General features: G+C 71.6%; 16 protein-coding genes. 8 read left to right on the forward strand and 8 right to left on the reverse strand.

The genetic code is table 11. From position 1 onward, the window contains the following. Positions 1–243: 243 nt before the first annotated feature. From C6W10_RS16460 to C6W10_RS37340, 5 genes are read left to right on the forward strand one after another with little or no spacing between them, the layout of a single operon-like run. Complete coding sequence (locus tag C6W10_RS16460) at positions 244–996, forward strand: AfsA-related hotdog domain-containing protein (RefSeq protein WP_159104607.1); 753 nt, start codon at positions 244–246, stop codon at positions 994–996. Further along, entirely contained in the window at positions 993–1640 is a 648-nt protein-coding gene (locus C6W10_RS16465; protein WP_107258839.1) for an isoprenylcysteine carboxylmethyltransferase family protein, read from the forward strand. Before C6W10_RS16460 ends, C6W10_RS16465 begins: the two co-directional genes overlap by 4 nt. A 5-nt stretch (positions 1641–1645) precedes the next feature. Continuing rightward, complete coding sequence (locus tag C6W10_RS16470; RefSeq protein ID WP_107258840.1) at positions 1646–4300, forward strand: PEP/pyruvate-binding domain-containing protein; 2655 nt, start codon at positions 1646–1648, stop codon at positions 4298–4300. Next, positions 4297–5259: a hypothetical protein gene (locus tag C6W10_RS37335; protein ID WP_159104608.1), complete on the forward strand. Its 963-nt coding sequence runs from the start codon at positions 4297–4299 to the stop codon at positions 5257–5259. Before C6W10_RS16470 ends, C6W10_RS37335 begins: the two co-directional genes overlap by 4 nt. Continuing rightward, positions 5247–6179: an NAD(P)-dependent oxidoreductase gene (locus C6W10_RS37340; RefSeq protein ID WP_159104609.1), complete on the forward strand. Its 933-nt coding sequence runs from the start codon at positions 5247–5249 to the stop codon at positions 6177–6179. Before C6W10_RS37335 ends, C6W10_RS37340 begins: the two co-directional genes overlap by 13 nt. A 162-nt stretch (positions 6180–6341) precedes the next feature. Here the strand turns inward: C6W10_RS37340 and C6W10_RS16480 are convergent, their stop codons facing one another. The 8 genes from C6W10_RS16480 to C6W10_RS16515 all read right to left on the reverse strand — a co-directional run bounded on the left by C6W10_RS16480 (position 6342) and on the right by C6W10_RS16515 (position 12573). Beyond that, positions 6342–6557 carry a hypothetical protein gene (locus C6W10_RS16480; protein ID WP_107258841.1) on the reverse strand — a complete coding sequence of 72 codons (216 nt, stop codon included), beginning with the start codon at positions 6555–6557 and terminating at the stop codon, positions 6342–6344. Positions 6558–6618: 61 nt separating this feature from the next. After that, positions 6619–6987, reverse strand: a complete 369-nt coding sequence (locus C6W10_RS16485) for a hypothetical protein (RefSeq protein WP_107258842.1) — start codon at positions 6985–6987, stop codon at positions 6619–6621. 238 nt (positions 6988–7225) lie between these two features. Further along, positions 7226–8635: an ABC transporter substrate-binding protein gene (locus tag C6W10_RS16490; protein WP_107258843.1), complete on the reverse strand. Its 1410-nt coding sequence runs from the start codon at positions 8633–8635 to the stop codon at positions 7226–7228. A 41-nt stretch (positions 8636–8676) separates the two neighbouring features. After that, a complete protein-coding gene (locus tag C6W10_RS16495; protein ID WP_107258844.1) occupies positions 8677–9507 on the reverse strand; it encodes a carbohydrate ABC transporter permease in 831 nt (276 codons plus the stop codon). Beyond that, positions 9504–10328, reverse strand: coding sequence for a carbohydrate ABC transporter permease (locus tag C6W10_RS16500; RefSeq protein ID WP_199853037.1), 825 nt, complete (start codon positions 10326–10328; stop codon positions 9504–9506). Before C6W10_RS16500 ends, C6W10_RS16495 begins: the two co-directional genes overlap by 4 nt. A gap of 212 nt (positions 10329–10540) precedes the next feature. After that, positions 10541–11359, reverse strand: a complete 819-nt coding sequence (locus C6W10_RS16505; RefSeq protein ID WP_107258846.1) for an endonuclease/exonuclease/phosphatase family protein — start codon at positions 11357–11359, stop codon at positions 10541–10543. A gap of 159 nt (positions 11360–11518) precedes the next feature. Further along, positions 11519–11725, reverse strand: a complete 207-nt coding sequence (locus tag C6W10_RS16510) for a DUF3072 domain-containing protein (protein WP_107263996.1) — start codon at positions 11723–11725, stop codon at positions 11519–11521. Between the two features lie 125 nt (positions 11726–11850). Then, positions 11851–12573, reverse strand: a complete 723-nt coding sequence (locus C6W10_RS16515) for a class I SAM-dependent methyltransferase (protein WP_107258847.1) — start codon at positions 12571–12573, stop codon at positions 11851–11853. Positions 12574–13248: 675 nt separating this feature from the next. Between C6W10_RS16515 and C6W10_RS16520 the strand changes: the two genes are divergently transcribed. The 3 genes from C6W10_RS16520 (at position 13249) to C6W10_RS16525 (ending at position 15668) form a co-directional block, all read left to right on the forward strand. Beyond that, entirely contained in the window at positions 13249–14103 is an 855-nt protein-coding gene (locus C6W10_RS16520; RefSeq protein WP_159104610.1) for a CBS domain-containing protein, read from the forward strand. A 1-nt stretch (position 14104) separates the two neighbouring features. Further along, positions 14105–14332: a hypothetical protein gene (locus C6W10_RS37345; protein ID WP_159104611.1), complete on the forward strand. Its 228-nt coding sequence runs from the start codon at positions 14105–14107 to the stop codon at positions 14330–14332. Between the two features lie 205 nt (positions 14333–14537). Beyond that, positions 14538–15668 carry a hypothetical protein gene (locus C6W10_RS16525; protein WP_107258849.1) on the forward strand — a complete coding sequence of 377 codons (1131 nt, stop codon included), beginning with the start codon at positions 14538–14540 and terminating at the stop codon, positions 15666–15668. The last annotated feature ends 148 nt before the right edge of the window (positions 15669–15816 follow it).

A 15816-nucleotide genomic window follows, 5' to 3' on the forward strand; every position in this document is an offset into this window, starting at 1 on the left:
CCGCTCCGGTACGTCCGGCTTCGGGCCACCGTCCACACTCGACGCCTCGTCACAGATCGACTACTATCAGTCGCAGACGCCATGGACCTCGGAGGCGGCGGTGCGGCGTGCCCGCGCCAGCAACGAGCCGAGGCTGCGGCCGGCGGAGGCACGCACCCAGGACACCTGTCAAGACACCGGCCACGACGCTCTCCGCACCGGCTGGCGGATCCTCTGCGCTCCAGACAGATCAGGGGGAATCCTATGCAGCGCATGCTGGTGGTCGGCGACCGCTTCGCCACCTCGACCAACCGTCCCGACGTCCGTGGACTGTCCCAGTTCCTCGCCGAACTTCGCGGCGGCCGATACGACGACCCGCAGGAGCGACGACAGATCATCCTCGGGCAGTGTCTCGACGGCACCGCCCGGGAGCGGATCGAGCAGGAGCTGTCCCGGCGCGGCCTCACCGGCTGGATCACCATCCCGGACCGGCAGCGGGACGTTGTGCACCCGTCCCGGGTGCACAAGCGGCGACAGGAGAACGTCCTGCTCGCCGACGTGGAACGGATCGAGCCGGAGCGGTTCCGGGCCCGGCTGGCCATCGACGTGGACAACGAGCTGGTGCTCGACCACGTCAGCGGCTGGCACGTCTCCGGGATGGTGATCAACGAGGCCGCCCGGCAGATGATCCTCGCCGTGACCGAGGGGTTCTACGCCGCCGAGCGGTCCGGCCCGGGTCTGCAGTACCTGCTGCACTCCTGGACCACCCGGTTCGACCGGTTCCTCTTCCCGGTCGACGCCACGGTGCTCTACACGGTCGACCGGCTGGACGCCCGGCGACCGGACCGCCTACGGTTCGACGTCAGCGTCGACATCGTGCAGAACGGCGCCCGCGCGGCCCAGTGCACGATGACGTTCAGCGCGATGAACGCGACCTCGTTCACCGCGATCGAGAAGCGGATGGCGAACGAGCTTCTCGACGACATCCTCCGGGCACCGGCCGAGGTCGTCCGATGACCGGCGTCCTACGCCGCTTTCCGGTCATCGCACTCGGCGTCATCGGCCTCACCACCAGCCTGGCCCTGGTGCACGCGCTCACCCGGTGGTCGTCGCCGCAGTACCGGGTGGCCGTGTTCTTCCTGGCGGGCTACCTGGTCTGGCTGGTCCTGGAGGCGCACGTCACGGTACGCAGCGCCCGGGAGGACCCCCGGACGACCGACCGGGGCACCGTGCTGCTCTACGGGCTCGCCCGGGTCGTCCTCGTGCTGGCGGCGCTGCTGATCTCGCCCAGCTGGGACTCGTACCGGCCCTGGATGCCCCTGCTGCTGGTGCCCTTCGTCGGCGGTGTCGCGCTCCGGCTGTGGGCGATCCGGACGCTCGGCCGCTTCTACAGCCACAAGGTCCGCACCGTCACCGACCACCAGATCGTGCGCACCGGCCCGTACCGGCTCGTCCGGCACCCCGCGTACGCCGGAATGCTGTTGGCGCACCTGGCCTTCGTGCTGTTCTTCCTCAACAACGCCAGCGCCGCCGCCCTGGTCGTACTCCTGGCACCGGCGGTGGTGGTGCGGATCCTGGTCGAGGAGCGGCTCCTCCTCGACACCACCGAATACGCGGGGTACGCGACCGGGTTGCGCCGCCTCGTGCCGTTCGTGTGGTGAGGCCGATGCGCCGGATCGTCACCGGACGGCACCTGCGGGCCGTGGCCGCCGTCGGACCGAAGTTCGCCCGCCAGGCCGAGATGGCCGCAGCGGGCCTGCCCGTCCCGCCGTTCTTCTGCCTCTCCACCCGCTGCTACACCGAGATCCTGCGTCCCCACCAGCCGGAGATCGCCGACCGGCTGGGCCGGATCGACTACTCCGACCCGGCCAGCCTGGCCGAGCACGCCGCCGCACTGCGGAGCCTGGTCGCCGACGCCACCATCCCCGCCGACCTCGCCGCCGCGACACTGCGCACCTTCGACACCACCTTCGGCCCGGACGCGGTCGTCGCGGTCCGGGCGTCGGCGGTCGGAGCAGCTCCCGGCGACAGCGAGGACTCCACCGACGACGCGTTCGCCGGGCTCAGCGACAGCTTCCTCTACGTGACCCGGGACCGGCTGCTGGAGCGGGTCCGGCACTGCTGGGCGTCCGCCTTCAACCCGGAGAGCCTGCTGTACCGGCACGCCGTGGCCGGCGGTCGGGCCGCACCCGCCGACACCGGTCGACCGGCGGTGGCGATGGCGGTGGGTGTCCAGCGCATGGTGTTCGGGGAGCGGTCGTTCGTGCTCTTCACCGCCGACCCCCGCCTCGGCAGCCGGGACACCGTCATCGCGGCGGGACATGGCATCGGCGAGGGGATCGTCCAGGAGAAGGTGCCGGTCGACCACTACTTCGTCGACCGGGCCACCGGCGAGGTCCGGTCGCACGTCGCCGAGCGCGCCGAGGCACCCGGCCCGGTGCTGCGCGGGTCGCGGCTGACCGAACTGGTCCGGCTGGGCCACCGCATCGAAGACCTCTTCGGCGTACCACAGGACATCGAAGGGACCATCACCGCGGACGGGCGGGTGCACGTGTTGCAGAGCCGGCCGATCGTGCTCGACTGGGCGCGGCAGCGACTCTGGAGCAACGCGAACATCACCGAGAGCTTTCCCGGGGTCAGCACGGTCCTCACGTACTCCTTCGCGCAGCGGTTCTACCGGGCCATCTTCACCGATCTCTACCGCCGGTTCGGGATGAGCGCCGCCGAGCTTCGCCGCCGCGAGCCCGATCTCGACCGCATGATCGGGCGGCTGCGGGGCCGGATCTACTACTCGCTCTCCGCCTGGTACCGCCTGCACCGCGGCACCGCGCTCTTTCCCCTCTGGCGGGCCGCCTGGGAGCGGATGATGGGCCTGGAGCGGACGGCGCCGGACGCCCGGCGCGACCGGCTTCCGGGTACCCCGACCGGCATCTACCGGTCGGTGCTGGCCGGACTGCGGCTGGCCGGACTGGCGGTGACCCACGACCGGGCGATGCGCGACTTCGGGCGCTGGTGGGCCGGGGTCGCCGGGCCGCGCCGGGGCTGCCCACTCGACTCGACCGACCCGCTCGGACTGATCGACGACTTCCACCACGTCTGGGCGGAGGTGGGCCGGCACTGGGGCCGGACGCTGGTCAACGACCTCCTGCTGACCAGCACCGCCGGTGCGACCACGGCGCTCTTCGCGCGCTGGTTGCCGGACGCCGACCCCGGACTGCTCAGCGACCTGCTCTGCGGTGACGAGGAGAACCAGAGCATCCGGGCGCTCATGTCCATTGTCGACATCGCCGAGCGGGTCCGGGCGGACCCCCGGTTGGCGGCGGCGGTCGCCCGTGGCCCGGACGACGAGGTCTGGCATGCGATGGCGGGCGGCGCGTACGGTGACGCGCTCGCGCTCCGGCTGCACGAGCACGTCGAGCGCTACGGCGACCGGGGACTGCACGAACTGAAGCTGGAGCAGGCCAACCCCCGGCAGCGGCCCGAGCAACTGGTCCGGGTCATCCGGTCGTACGCCGAGCAGAGCATGACGGTCGCCGGGCTGCGGGACGCCGAGCGCGCCGCCCGCGACCGGGGCGACCGCCGGCTCGCCGAACTCCTCGGAACCGGCTCGCCCCGGCGGTTGATCCTCGCGGTGCTGCTGGCCCGCCAGCGGCGCTACATCCGGTACCGGGAGGACTCCCGCTACTCCCGCAGCGAGTTGTTCGGCTACGCCAAACGCACCTTCTCGGCGCTGGGCGACGCCCTGGCCGCCCGGGGAGTGCTCGCGGATCCGGCCGATGTCGTGCACCTGACCCAGGACGAAATCTTCGGGTACTTCGACGGTACGGGGTCGACCGACCAGCTCGACGCACTCGTCGCGGTGCGCCGGGCCGAGTACGAACGCTCGGGGCCGGAACTGCCGATGCACTTCGCCACCATGGGGCCGGTACGGGACACCTGGCCCGATCCCGGTCGTGACCCGACCCCGGTCAACGGCGACGGTGCCGGCGGGCGGGCGCAGTTGCGCGGGCTGGGATCGAGCAGCGGCAGGGTCCGTGGCACCGCCCGGGTCGTCCGGGACCCGCACGCCCGGGTGGACGGGTGCGACGACATGATCCTGATCGCCCGGGAGACCGATCCCGGATGGCTCTTCCTGATGATGTCGGCCCGGGGCATCGTGGTCGAGCGCGGCACCATGCTCTCGCACACGGCCATCACCGGCCGCAAGTTCGGCATCCCGACCGTTGTGTCGGTGCCCGGCGCGACGGACCGGATTCCCGACGGCGCCCCCATCGAGATCGATGGCGCCGAGGGCACCGTGACGCTTCTGGAGGAGGCATGACGGCAGGCATGGCGGAGAACATGACGGCGGGCAGGACAGGTGCGGCGGGCCGGCTGCTCTCCTTCGCCCGGGAACGCTTCCCGGTGCGGGTCTACGGCAGCTACGCGGTGCTCTGGGTCCTCGCCCTCGACGGCTCGATCTCGCTGGTCCAGCCGAACATCGGGCGTTGGCAGCTCAGCCCGTACCTCCTGGTGGAGATCGCGTCGGTGCTGATGACGCTGCTCTTCATCCGGATCGTCGACGAGCAGAAGGACCTGGCGTACGACCGTGAACACCACCCGGACCGGCCGCTGCCCCGGGGCGCGGTACGGCTCGGCGAGGTGCGTGCGGCGACGGTGGCCTGCGGACTGGCCGTCGTCGCCGTCAACCTGGCGATCTCCCCCTGGCTCGCCGGCTGGTCGCTGCTCAACCTCGGCTACGTCTGTCTGCTCGTCGGATGGGAACGCGCGGCGCCCCGGGCCAGCGCGCGGCTCTTCCTCAACCTGACGGTCAGCTATCCGGGTCAACTGCTGGTGAGTGGCTACATCTGGCTGGCCCTGTTGATCCGCACCGACGCCGAACCGACCTGGCACGCCGTACCGGTCCTGCTGATGTTCGCCGCCGTCTTCCTGCACTTCGAGTTCGCCCGGAAGACCAGTTGGGCCCATCGGGACGAACCGAACTACTACTCCAACGTCGTCGGCGGACGCGGCAGCGCGGGCCTGGCGATCGGTTCCGCACTCGGGGCGGCGGCGATCGCCCTGGTGATGTTCCGGCCCTGGCGGGCGGAGGGTCTCGCCGCGTTCGCGGCATGGTTTCCGCTCTCCGCCGGTGGCTTCCTGTGGGCCGGTGGCGAGCGGTTCCTCTCCCGGTCCGTACCGGTCTGGCCGACCGCGCCGGCAAGGGGATTCCTGGCCTGGTTCTACCTCGGGCTGATCGTCCAGGCCCTCGCGGTCCAAGAGGTCGGGTGGCCCTGGTGAGTGGCGGCATCCTGCTCACCGGGAGTACCGGCTTCGTCGGCGCCGCCACGCTGCGGGCACTGCTCACCACGGTGCAAGCCCGACGCGTCCGCCTCCTCGTGCACCGCCGTACACCCGAGATCGTGGGCGGCGACGGCGTGCGGCTGGTCCCCGCCGACCTCGGGCAACCCTCGTCGCTGCACGGCATCTGCGACGGGGTGGAGACGGTCGTGCACCTGGCGGCCCGGATCGGCGGCGACGAGGAGACCTGTCAGTTGGTCAACCACCACGGCACCGCCGCACTGCTCGCGGAGGCGCGTCGCGCCGGGGTACGCCGGATCCTCGCCCTGAGCACCGCCGCCGTCTACGGCGACGGGGTGCACCGGGGCCCGACCGAGGACCAGCTCGACCCTCGCCCGGTTTCGCCCACCAGCCGCTCCCGGTACGACGCCGAACGGCTGGTACGCGCCGCGGGCGGCGTCGTGCTCCGTCCGATGTTCATCACCGGCCCGGGCGACACCTGGTTCCTGCCGACACTGCTCGACCTGGTACGCGCGCTGGGCGCCTGGGTCGACGACGGTCGGGCCTGGCTCTCCACCATCCGGGTCGAACACCTCGGCACGGTCATCGCCACCGCCGCCACCCGCACCCCGCTGACGCCCGGCGGGGTCTACCACGCCACCGATCCGTGCCCGGTACGGGTCCGGGACCTGGTCACCCGCCATGCCAACAACCCACTTCCGGCCGAGAGCATCAGCCTGGACGAGGCCGAACGGCGGCTCCCCGCCCCGTTCACGCCCCGGCAACTGCGGCTGCTCTTCACCGACCACTGGTACGACAGCTCACGACTGTGGCGAACCCTCGACCTACCGGAACCCGGCGGCGGCACCGGCTGTGGCCGATCCTGTCCGGCGTGCCGGTCACGTGTCGCGGACGGGTGACCGGCGACCGCGCGGCCCTCGGCCGACTCGGGAGTGGCGGGGGCGGCCGACGGGACGACCACGGACGGCACAGGGCCCGACTCGGCGGGCCGATGGCGAAGCACGCTCCACCCGTCGAGCTGAGGGCCGAGGCCGGATGCGGCCCGCCCCGGTCGACGCTGCTCAGGCCGGGCCGGAGGGCCTCGGCTGTGGTGCCGCGCTGCGGGCGCCGCCGGACCGTACGCCGATGTCGAGTCCCAACGATCCGGCCCACACCTCGGTGTCCGTCGTCAGTACGTCGAGGGTGCTTTCCGCCGAGCGGACGGTGAGGTGCACCCCGGCCGCCGAGGCGACGGCCCGCAGCGCGATGGCGTACGCGTCGTCGAGACAGATCGCCACCGCCGCCCCGTGGGGTGCCCGGTCAGGGTGGTTCGGTCGGTGCGTTCACCATCCGCCTCCGCTATGCGAAATCGAGCTGGCTGGCGGGAATTCCCAGCCGGGCCCCGTACTCCTTGACCTGCTCGTATCCGGAGGTCGAGGGGTCGACCCGGAACACCCGGTGCCGGAAGATCACGTAGTGCGCGTCCGGTGACCTGAAGTCGACGTACCAACTGCCGGGGTGAGCCGGGTCGATGGCCTCGCTGATCCGCTGCGCCACCTCGTCCACGCGCTCGTCGTCGATCTCGATGTCGTGGCGGGTCCAGACCGTGAGCCGCGGCGTCCGGTGCGCCTCCGTCACCTCTTCGACGACGGTGTTGGTGACGCTGACCTCGGCCAGTACGTCGAGTCTCTCCAGGCTCTCCCGGATGATCGACCCCGAATAGGTCATCTCAGCTCCACGAACGATCGTGACAGGTAAGGCCGCGAACTCGCCCGAGCCCGAATTTACCGTGCGTACCCCCGCAGCCGCGCCTGCCCGACAGGTCCGGTCGGCGGGTTCCGCCGCCGCCGACGACCGGGCGGGAGATCGGCGGCCGCCGGGGCAGTGGGCCGGCGGACGACCGTCGAGACAGGTCGCGGCCTGCCCGCCGGCCGCCCGCCGGCCCTCGTCACTGCCACCGACGAGCTCAGCCGACCGACTTGTTGTAACTCTCGATCTCCGGCTGGACGCTCGCCGCGGCGTCCTTCAACGCCTGTTCGGCCGGCTTCGCGCCGACGATCGCGGCCTCCAGGCCGTCCTCGGAGGCCTTGCGCGCCTGCGGCATCACCCCGAGCAGGCAGCCGGCGGAGGCGACCGACGGCGGGAGCGCGTGCAACTGGTCGACCGCGGTCCGGAACTGCGGGTACTGGGCCACCCAGTCCTTGTCGATCTGCTCCTCCAGGGCCTTCGGGTTGATCGGCACGTAGCCGGTCCCGGTGTGCCACTGGGCCTGCTGGGCCGCCCCGGAGGCGAACTTCACGAACTCCCAGGCTCCGCGCTTCTCGGCGTCGCTGTGCCCGACACCGTTGATCCAGAGCGAGGCGCCACCGATGATCGGTCCACCGGCGGAGGCGTCGGAAACCTTCGGGTACGGCGCGGTGAGGACGGTGAACCGGCCCTTGGCGGCGTCGACGTACCCGCGCAGCACGCTGGTCGATTCGAGGTGCATCGCGACCGTACCGGCCTTGAAGGCGGCCTGGGCGTCGTCGGTCTTCCGGCCGGTGTTCGTCGCGTACCCGTTGCGGACCAGGTCGGCCCACCACTGCGCCACCTGCACGCCGGTGGCCTGGTCGAACTGCACCTTCGTCGCGAGCTTGTCCCGCCCGTTGCCGTTGTCGCAGTACTCCTTGCCGTCGGTGGCGAGGAGTTGTTCGAGCAGCCAGCCGTAGATCGCCGCGCCGAAGCCGTACTGGATGGTCTTGCCGCTGCTGTCCTTGACGGTGAGCTGCTTGGCCAGCTCGCCGATCTCGGCGAGGGTCTTCGGCGGCTTGGTCGGGTCGAGCCGGGCCCGCTCGAACGCCTCCTTGTTCAGATAGAGCAGCGGGGTCGAGGAGTTGAACGGCATCGACCAGAGCTTGCCCTCGACCGAGTAGTAGCTGGCGATGTTCGGCTCGATGTCGGCGGTGTCGAAGCCGTCCTTCTCGATGAACTTGTACATCGGGACGACCTGCTTGGAGTCCACCATGAACCGGCTGCCGATGTCGTAGACCTGGACCAGGGCCGGGGTGTTCTTCTGCTGCACCGACGCCTTGTATTTGGCGATCGTCTCGTCGTAGCTGCCCTGGAAGACCGGTTTGACCTCGACCTTGCCGCCGCTCTGTGCGTTGAAGTCGGCGACCAGCTTGTCGACCGCGGCGGCGTTCGCGCCCTTCATGGCGTGCCAGAACTCGACGGTCGTCTTGCCGTCGGCATTGTCGAGCACCTCGGCGCCCGGTGCGTTCAGAGCCTCGGCCGAGTCGCCCTCGTCGGAGCCCGAGCCGCACCCGCCGACCAGCGCGGTGGCGACGAGCAGGGCGACGGCCGCCACACCCGTCCGGCGTAGCCGCGAATTTGCCATTTCTACTCCTTTTGAGAGATGCGATGGTCCTCGTCGGGGGCTTACCGCAGTGCGCCGGCGGTGAGTCCGCGCACGATGTACCGCTGGCCGAAGACGACCACGGCCAACGTGGGGAGCAGGGAGAGCGCGACGCCGGCCAGGACCAGGCCGGGCTGGGCCGCCTCGGCGTCGTTGAGCTGCGAGATGCCGATCTGGAGGGTCTGGAACTCGGCGTCCCGGATCAGGATCAGGGGCCAGAAGTACTGGTTCCAGGCGGAGAGGAAGACGTAGACCCCGACCGCGGCGATCGAGGGCTTGGAGAGCGGTACGACCACCCGCCACAGCAGCCGCCAGTGGCCGCAGCCGTCGATCACCGCCGCGTCCCGCAGCTCGGCCGGGAACTGGAGGAACGCCTGGCGCAGCAGGAAGGTGCCGAACGCCGAGGCGAGGAAGGGCAGGACCAGCCCGAGGTAGGTCAAGCCGCCCCGGGTCAACCCCCAGTCCGAGATCGCCAGGTAGTTCGGGATGATGATCGCTTCCCACGGCACCATCAGGGTGGCCAGGAAGAGACCGAAGGTCACGGCCTTCGCCGGCATCCGCAGGAACGCGAAGGCGTACGCGGCCAGGATGCTGGTCACCACCTGGGCGAGGGTGATCACGCCGGCCTGTACGGCGGAGTTGAGGTAGAACCGGCCCAGTGGCACCGAACGGAAGACGTCGCCGAAGTTCGCCCAGTGCAGGGCGCTCGGCAGCAGCGCCGGCGGATAACTGGCCAGGTCACCGGGGCCCATCACGGCACCGGCGAACGCGTAGTAGACCGGGAAGAGCACCGGGATCAGCGCCAGCCCGAGGACGACGTAGACGACGATCCGGCCGGGGTTCGGTTTTCTCATCGGTAGTGCACCCGCCGCTCCAGGATGCCGAACTGGATCGCCGTGCAGATCAGCATGATCACCAGCAGTACCACCGCCTGGGCGCTCGCCCCGCCGAAGTCGGACGCCCCGAAGGCGAACGCCCGCTCGTAGATCGAGTACACCAGGGTGGTGGTCGCGTCGTCCGGGCCGCCCTTGGTGAGGATGTGGATCTGACCGAAGCTCTGCAACGCGTGGATCGTGGAGACCACGACCAGGAAGAAGAGTTGCGGGGAGAGCAGCGGGATGGTGATGCCGGTGGCCAGCCGCCAGCCGGTGGCGCCGTCGAGCCGAGCCGCCTCCACCACCTCGGGCGGGATCGCCGCGACCCCGGCGGAGAGCACCAGCACGTTGTAGCCGAGGTTCATCCAGACCGTGGCCAGACCGACGGCGGGCAGCGCGATCGACGGGTCGGTGAGCCAGTTGACCCGGTCGATCCCGACCGCTCCGAGCAGGCCGTTCGCGATCCCGATCGCCGGGTTGTAGATGACGGCGAAGACCACCGATGCGGTCGCCACGGAGAACGCGAACGGGAGGGCGAAGGCGGTCCGCAGCACCCGTACGCCGCGCAGCCGCGCCTCCAGCAGCAGTACCACGACAAGCGCGCCGATCACCGCGGGCAGCACGCTGATCAGCGTGAACAGCGCCGTCGTGGCCAGTACCTCGCCGAACTCGCCCGACAGCATCTCGGTGTAGTGGTCGAGACCGACATAGGCACTCGGCGCACCGAAGATGTCGTTGCCGTGCGCGGAGAGGTAGAAGGTGCGGGCGAGGGGCCAGAAGATGAACAGCGCGAAGACCACGACCGACGGCAGTAACAGCAGCCAGGAGAGCGAAGCCTCACGTCGTGGCCGGCCACGGGTTGGTGCGGGGGGATCCGCGGTGGCGCCGGCCGGGGCGCGTTCGGCAGCTAGCGGGGGAGACACTGCCGCACAGTACCAACGCATTCGTCCTGTTGGTATTGTTCCGGCTCGATCTTGATCTGGCAGTTACCGGTGCCTGCCGCCCGACTGGATCAGCCGCGCCAGCGCAGGTCTGCGACCACCGCCCGGTGGTCGGAGGGATGGACGCCCTCGACCGGCTCGCCGGCCAGCCGTACCCCCTCGACCAGCACCTGCTGGTCCTCGCGGCCGGGGCGGAAGAAGATGTGGTCGATGCGCTGGTCGATCATCTGGGGTCCGGCCTCCAACGGCGCGGACGGATGGGTCGACGGCAGGGTGACCGCGTCGGCGGCTCCGTTGCCGGCGCTCCAGGCGTCGGTCAGCACGTCCCGTACCGGCCGCAGCACCGGGGAGTCGACGGCCGCGTTGAGATCGCCCATCAGCAGTACCGGGCACGGGCCGTCGAAGCGGGGGTCGGTGGCGAGATCTGCCACGAAGGCCCCCTGCGCGATGCGGTCGTCGGTGTACGGGACGCCGTAGTCGAGGCAGGCCGCCACAACGGGCAGCGGGCCGGCAGGGTGGTCGACCCGGACGCTGAGCGCGACCGGATCCCAGCTGCGGTGCCGGGCCGGCATAACCGGTGCCTCGTGGTCGAGGATCGGCCACCGGCTCAGTACCGCGATCCCGAGATCGATGTCGTCCCGGTCGGCCGCGTCCGGGTCCCTCGGCGCGGGCGGGTAGGAGGGTGCGGCGAAGACGGCGTGCATCCGCAGCGCGTCCGCCAGCTCGTGCGCCTGGGTGGTGCCAGCACCGGCCCAGACCTCCTGGAGCGCCACGACGTCGGGGCGAAACCGTTCCAGCGTCGCGCGGATGCCCGGCTGTCGGTCACGCCAGCGCGGTCCGAACCGCCACCAGATGTTCCACGTCATCGCCCGGACCATGCTGTCGACCATCAGCGAACCTCCGTTGCCGTGACCTTTTCATGATCCGTATTGCCCGGCGGCGGTGACGACCATGCGAAGCGTCGGGGTGGTCCGGGTCGGTGGGCCCGGACGCGGCTCGGCCCGTCCAGGCCCACCTCCGGTGCACGGTCGGGTCGGCGAGCGGATGGGTCAGGAGCGGCCGCGGCGGCCGGTCTGCTCCTGCAACTCGTCGATGAGCTGCGAGGCCTCCGCCTTGGTCAGGTTGTCCGGCACATCCCGGCCAGCCTCGCGGGCCAGGGTGGCCAGGTACGACTCCTGCGGTCCGGTCGGCGGCTCGTCGCCGGTCACCCACTGCTCGGGGTCCTTCTCCGGGTTGTGATCGGTCACGGTGCTCATCTCCTCTTTCTCGAACGCCTGTCCCATTACCCCGACGTCCGGCGCGCCGAACATCACCCGTGCGGTGCGGTGCCGACCGCCACGAGCGGGGGGAGCGGAGCCGGCACCACGCGGCGCGGCGGGGATCAGCGCGGGTCCGCGGGCTTCCGCGCGAGGAAGAGCTGGTACCGGGGCTTGCCGTTGCGGTGCCGGCCCAGGGCGGCCAGGGGGACGGCCGTCGTGACGAAGCCAGCCGCGGTCAGGTCGTCGTGGAGCGCGCGGAGCGGCGTGCTGCGGTAGTACATGACGAACGGGGGACGCCACACGGCGTTGCGGACCCGCATCGCCAGGTCGAATCCGAGCGTCGCCCAGTGCCAGACCGAGGTCGGCGGCGACGGTGTGCTGATCGCGAAGGTGAAGAGCCCGCCCGGACGCAGTGCCCGGTACACCCCCTCGAAGAGGGCAGGTCGTTCGGCGGGCAGGAAGTGCCCGAGCGCCCCGAAGTTGACCGCCAGGTCGAAGCCCTCGGCGAAGGGCAGCGCCCGGGCGTCGGCGCGTACCCAGGAGGCGTCCGGATGCGCGATCCGGGCCTGCGCGAGCATGCCGGCGCTGAAGTCGACGCCGGTGATCCCACCTCGGCAGACGGACCTGAGCACCAGCATGCCCGCGCCGGTACCGCAGCAGACGTCCAACCCGTCGTCGAACGGCCCGAGTTCGGCCAGCGCGTGGGCGCTCGCGTCGAGGATCCGTTCCGGAGTGCGGAACGGGGTGTGGTCGAACTTCGGGGCCAGCAGGTCGTAGCCGCGCTCGACCGAGGACATCGCCTGGACCCAGAGTTCGCGCAGAGACGGGCCTTGGGGCGAGAACACCCGCCGAGGGTACCCGCCGGACGACGGCCCCGCCGGCCGAGCGCGGTACGTACCTGCGCCTTCGGGCGGTCGTACCGTCAGGAGAGGGGTCGGCGTCCGGTGACCGCCGTACCGGCGTCCTCGTCTCGTTGCCGACCACCGGCAGGTTAACCCTGATCGTGTCTGCGCGCCGCGACCCTGTCCGGGCCGGTCGAGCCGGGCGAGCATGGAGACACGGCACGGCCCCCGGACCGAGGCGCCGGGGAGTGGGCGACGCCCGCGAGCGCCGCCCGCCGTGATCCAAGGAGCTGTTCGTGGGTGGGAGGTTTCGGTTCGCCCTGATCCTCGCGGCCGGTGCCGCGGCGGTGCTGGCGGGGATGTTGGCCGTCGGGTACGCCGTGCTCGACCGGGTGCTGATGGTCGCGATCGTGGCCGTACTGGGTTGGTGCGTATCTGTCGCGCCGTTCCGCCCGCCGCGCCTTGCGCTGCGGGACGACACTCGTCCACCCGACGGAGCCCCCGGCGACCCGGTCCCTAGCCGCACGGCGGCGCGGGTGCGGTCCTCGCCGGGCCGGGCTCCACTGCCCGGACCCGATGGAACCGGCTTCTCCGCCCCACCCGAGCCGGGCGGCGCACCTGGGCCGGGTGGCGAGGCTCGGCCGACCACGGCTGGCGGGGCGCCGGCAGGAGTTGCTGATGACGACACCGCTTCCGGTGCCTGATCGATCGGACAGGAGGAGCACCATGCAGTGGCGGGTACGCGATGTGATGACCACCGATGTGATCACGGTGCGCGACGACGCGCCGGTAGCGCAGATCGCGTCCGTGCTGACCGAACGGCAGATCAGCGCCGTCCCGGTCGTCGACCGATTCGACACCGTCACCGGCGTGCTGTCCTGGACCGACCTGCGCGACACCGTGCGGACCGACGAGGCCGGGAACGACACCAGGGGCCGCTGGTGGCCCCTGCGGTCCCCCCGGCTGCGCTGGCCCGAGACGGACGCGGTGGACGTGATGAGCGCCCCACCGGTGACCGTCCCGCCCGACGCGTCCCTGGCGGCGGCGGGCCGGCTGATGCGTCGCCGGGAGGTCGGCCGGCTGCTGGTCGTCGACGACCGGAACCGGTTGCTGGGCATCGTCACCCGCAGCGACCTGCTGAAGGTGCACGACCGACCGGACGCGGTCATCCGTGCCGAGGTGACCCAGCGGGTGCTCCAGCGCGGCCTGATGATCCCCGCCGATGACGTCCGCGCCGAGGTGGACGACGGCCGGGTCACCCTCAGCGGCCGTACCCGGCGCAGGACGACCGCGATGGCGGCGGTCGCGATGACCGCGATGGTTCCCGGCGTCACCGACGTCGTCGACCTGATCACCTACGACGCCGACGACGTCCCACCGGCGGCGAAGCCGCCGACCTCCGACGGGTCACCCGCCGGATGGCAGCAGGGCGGCCCGATACCGATCAACCGGTCGCACCGGTTGCGGCGTCCCGGGTACGACCACAACGTAGCCGCGTACGGCGACAGCGGCGGATCGAAGACACGGAGATGACATGACCAGCCGAGCCGTGGCCACCGCTACCCCAGCACACGTCCCGCTGCCCCAGGCACCCGTCGACCGGGTACGCCCATCCGGCCAGCGCGTGCCGGCGTCGCTCGTCGACGCGCCGTACCGCGTCCCGGTGACCCCTGCCCCGGTCGCCCCGGGCGGGCCCGTTGACATCGTCGACCAGTGGGGGGAGCAGTCCTTCCCGGCCAGCGACCCACCGGCCAACTGGTAGGTCGATCCTGACGCCGTAGCCACGACACCCACCGTCCCAGCCGGCCCGAGCGGTGCCGGCGTGCCCGGCGCGGCCGGGGTGGCACCGGGGTGCCGGGCGCCGGACTTCGCCGCCGGTACGTAACGACCGGCCGCCGGAGCCGAAGCCGCGCCGGCCACGGCGGTCGGGGTTCGCTGCGCCCGTGAACTGTCTGACTGGAGCCGAGATGGATCTGCTGACCGCGCCGGATCTCGCGGAGCTGGCGAGCAGCCGCGGTGGCCTGCGAATCTCGCTGTACGTGCCGACCCAGCGCGGCGGGCCGGCGACGGCCCGGAACCGGATCCGGCTGCGGAATCTGCTCCGGCACACCGAGCGGGTCCTTCGCGCCGACGGTATCGGCGTGGGACGGCTCGACGCCGTGCTCGGACCGGCGTGGCAGCTGCTGGACCCGCCCCGGTCGTGGGACCAGCCCAGCGACGGCCTGGCGGTGTTTCTCGGCCCGGACGAGGTCCGGCAGTTGCGCGTGCCGCTCCGGTTGCCCGAGTTGGTCACCGTCGGCGACCGGTTCGTGGTACGGCCTCTGCTGCCGTTGCTGAGCGCGAGTGGCCGGTTCTGCGTACTCACGCTCACGCACGACGAGATCCGGCTCTTCGAGGGGACCCGTCGCGGCCTGGACGAGGTGGCCCTGGAAGGTCTGCCGCTGGCGGTCTGGCTGACCATGCCCCGGCCGCAGCAGCACGCCCACGCGTTCCTGGCCGGTGGAGCCGGAGCGGGTGGCGGGACGCTGTTCCACGACGGTGGCGACCAGGAGACGACGCAGCGGGTGCTACAGCACTTCCAGCGGGTCGACCAGGCCCTCGGCGACCTCTGCCACCAGGGGCAGGTGCCGCTCGTCCTGGCCGGCGTCCGTTCCCTCCAGGCGCTGTACCGCAGGGCGAACACCTATCCACGGCTGTTGCCGACCGGGGTGGACGGCAGTCCGCGCGGGATGCCCGTGGACGTCCTGCACCGGCTGTCTTGGGCACTCGTCGAGCCGATGCTGCGCCGCGACGAGGCCGCCGCCGCGGCGACCTACCGACGGTTGCGCGGCACCGGACGTACCACCGTCGACCCTCGCGAGGTGCTCACCGCCGCGCAGCAGGGCCGGGTCGAGGCGCTGTTTCTCTCCACCGACGCGCCCGGCCACGCCACCGGCGTGGATGCCGGCCCGCTGGTCCGGCTCGCCGAGACGTTGCAGCCGGCCGACGAACTCGACCTGGCCTGGGTGGCGACGCTGCGCCACCGAGGAGAGGTACACGCGCTGGCACCGTCCCGGATGCCGGAGCGCGGCCCGGTGGCCGCGACGCGGCGCGACTGAGGGCACGGACCGGGTCCACCGCGTCGCCGCAGCCGACCCGTTCGGCAGACCCTGCCCGCCTGGGCGGCCCGAGCCGCCGATTGCCGAGGTATGGCAACGACAGCCCCGGCACGCTTCCGGCCGGTGCCGGTGCGGTGCCGGCAGCCCA

This window comes from Plantactinospora sp. BB1 (assembly GCF_003030385.1).
In the GTDB taxonomy this organism is placed as follows: Bacteria; Actinomycetota; Actinomycetes; order Mycobacteriales; family Micromonosporaceae; genus Plantactinospora.

Excerpts from the sequence above, each read along its gene's own strand:
- C6W10_RS37345 (WP_159104611.1), top strand. The coding sequence starts at position 14,105 with ATGACCAGCCGAGCCGTGGCCACCGCTACCCCAGCACACGTCCCGCTG.
- C6W10_RS16520 (WP_159104610.1), top strand. The coding sequence starts at position 13,249 with ATGACGACACCGCTTCCGGTGCCTGATCGATCGGACAGGAGGAGCACC.
- C6W10_RS16460 (WP_159104607.1), top strand. The coding sequence starts at position 244 with ATGCAGCGCATGCTGGTGGTCGGCGACCGCTTCGCCACCTCGACCAAC.
- C6W10_RS37335 (WP_159104608.1), top strand. The coding sequence starts at position 4,297 with ATGACGGCAGGCATGGCGGAGAACATGACGGCGGGCAGGACAGGTGCG.
- C6W10_RS16470 (WP_107258840.1), top strand. The coding sequence starts at position 1,646 with ATGCGCCGGATCGTCACCGGACGGCACCTGCGGGCCGTGGCCGCCGTC.
- C6W10_RS16465 (WP_107258839.1), top strand. The coding sequence starts at position 993 with ATGACCGGCGTCCTACGCCGCTTTCCGGTCATCGCACTCGGCGTCATC.
- C6W10_RS16485 (WP_107258842.1), bottom strand. The coding sequence starts at position 6,987 with ATGACCTATTCGGGGTCGATCATCCGGGAGAGCCTGGAGAGACTCGAC.
- C6W10_RS16495 (WP_107258844.1), bottom strand. The coding sequence starts at position 9,507 with ATGAGAAAACCGAACCCCGGCCGGATCGTCGTCTACGTCGTCCTCGGG.
- C6W10_RS16510 (WP_107263996.1), bottom strand. The coding sequence starts at position 11,725 with ATGAGCACCGTGACCGATCACAACCCGGAGAAGGACCCCGAGCAGTGG.
- C6W10_RS16525 (WP_107258849.1), top strand. The coding sequence starts at position 14,538 with ATGGATCTGCTGACCGCGCCGGATCTCGCGGAGCTGGCGAGCAGCCGC.
- C6W10_RS16505 (WP_107258846.1), bottom strand. The coding sequence starts at position 11,359 with ATGGTCGACAGCATGGTCCGGGCGATGACGTGGAACATCTGGTGGCGG.
- C6W10_RS16490 (WP_107258843.1), bottom strand. The coding sequence starts at position 8,635 with ATGGCAAATTCGCGGCTACGCCGGACGGGTGTGGCGGCCGTCGCCCTG.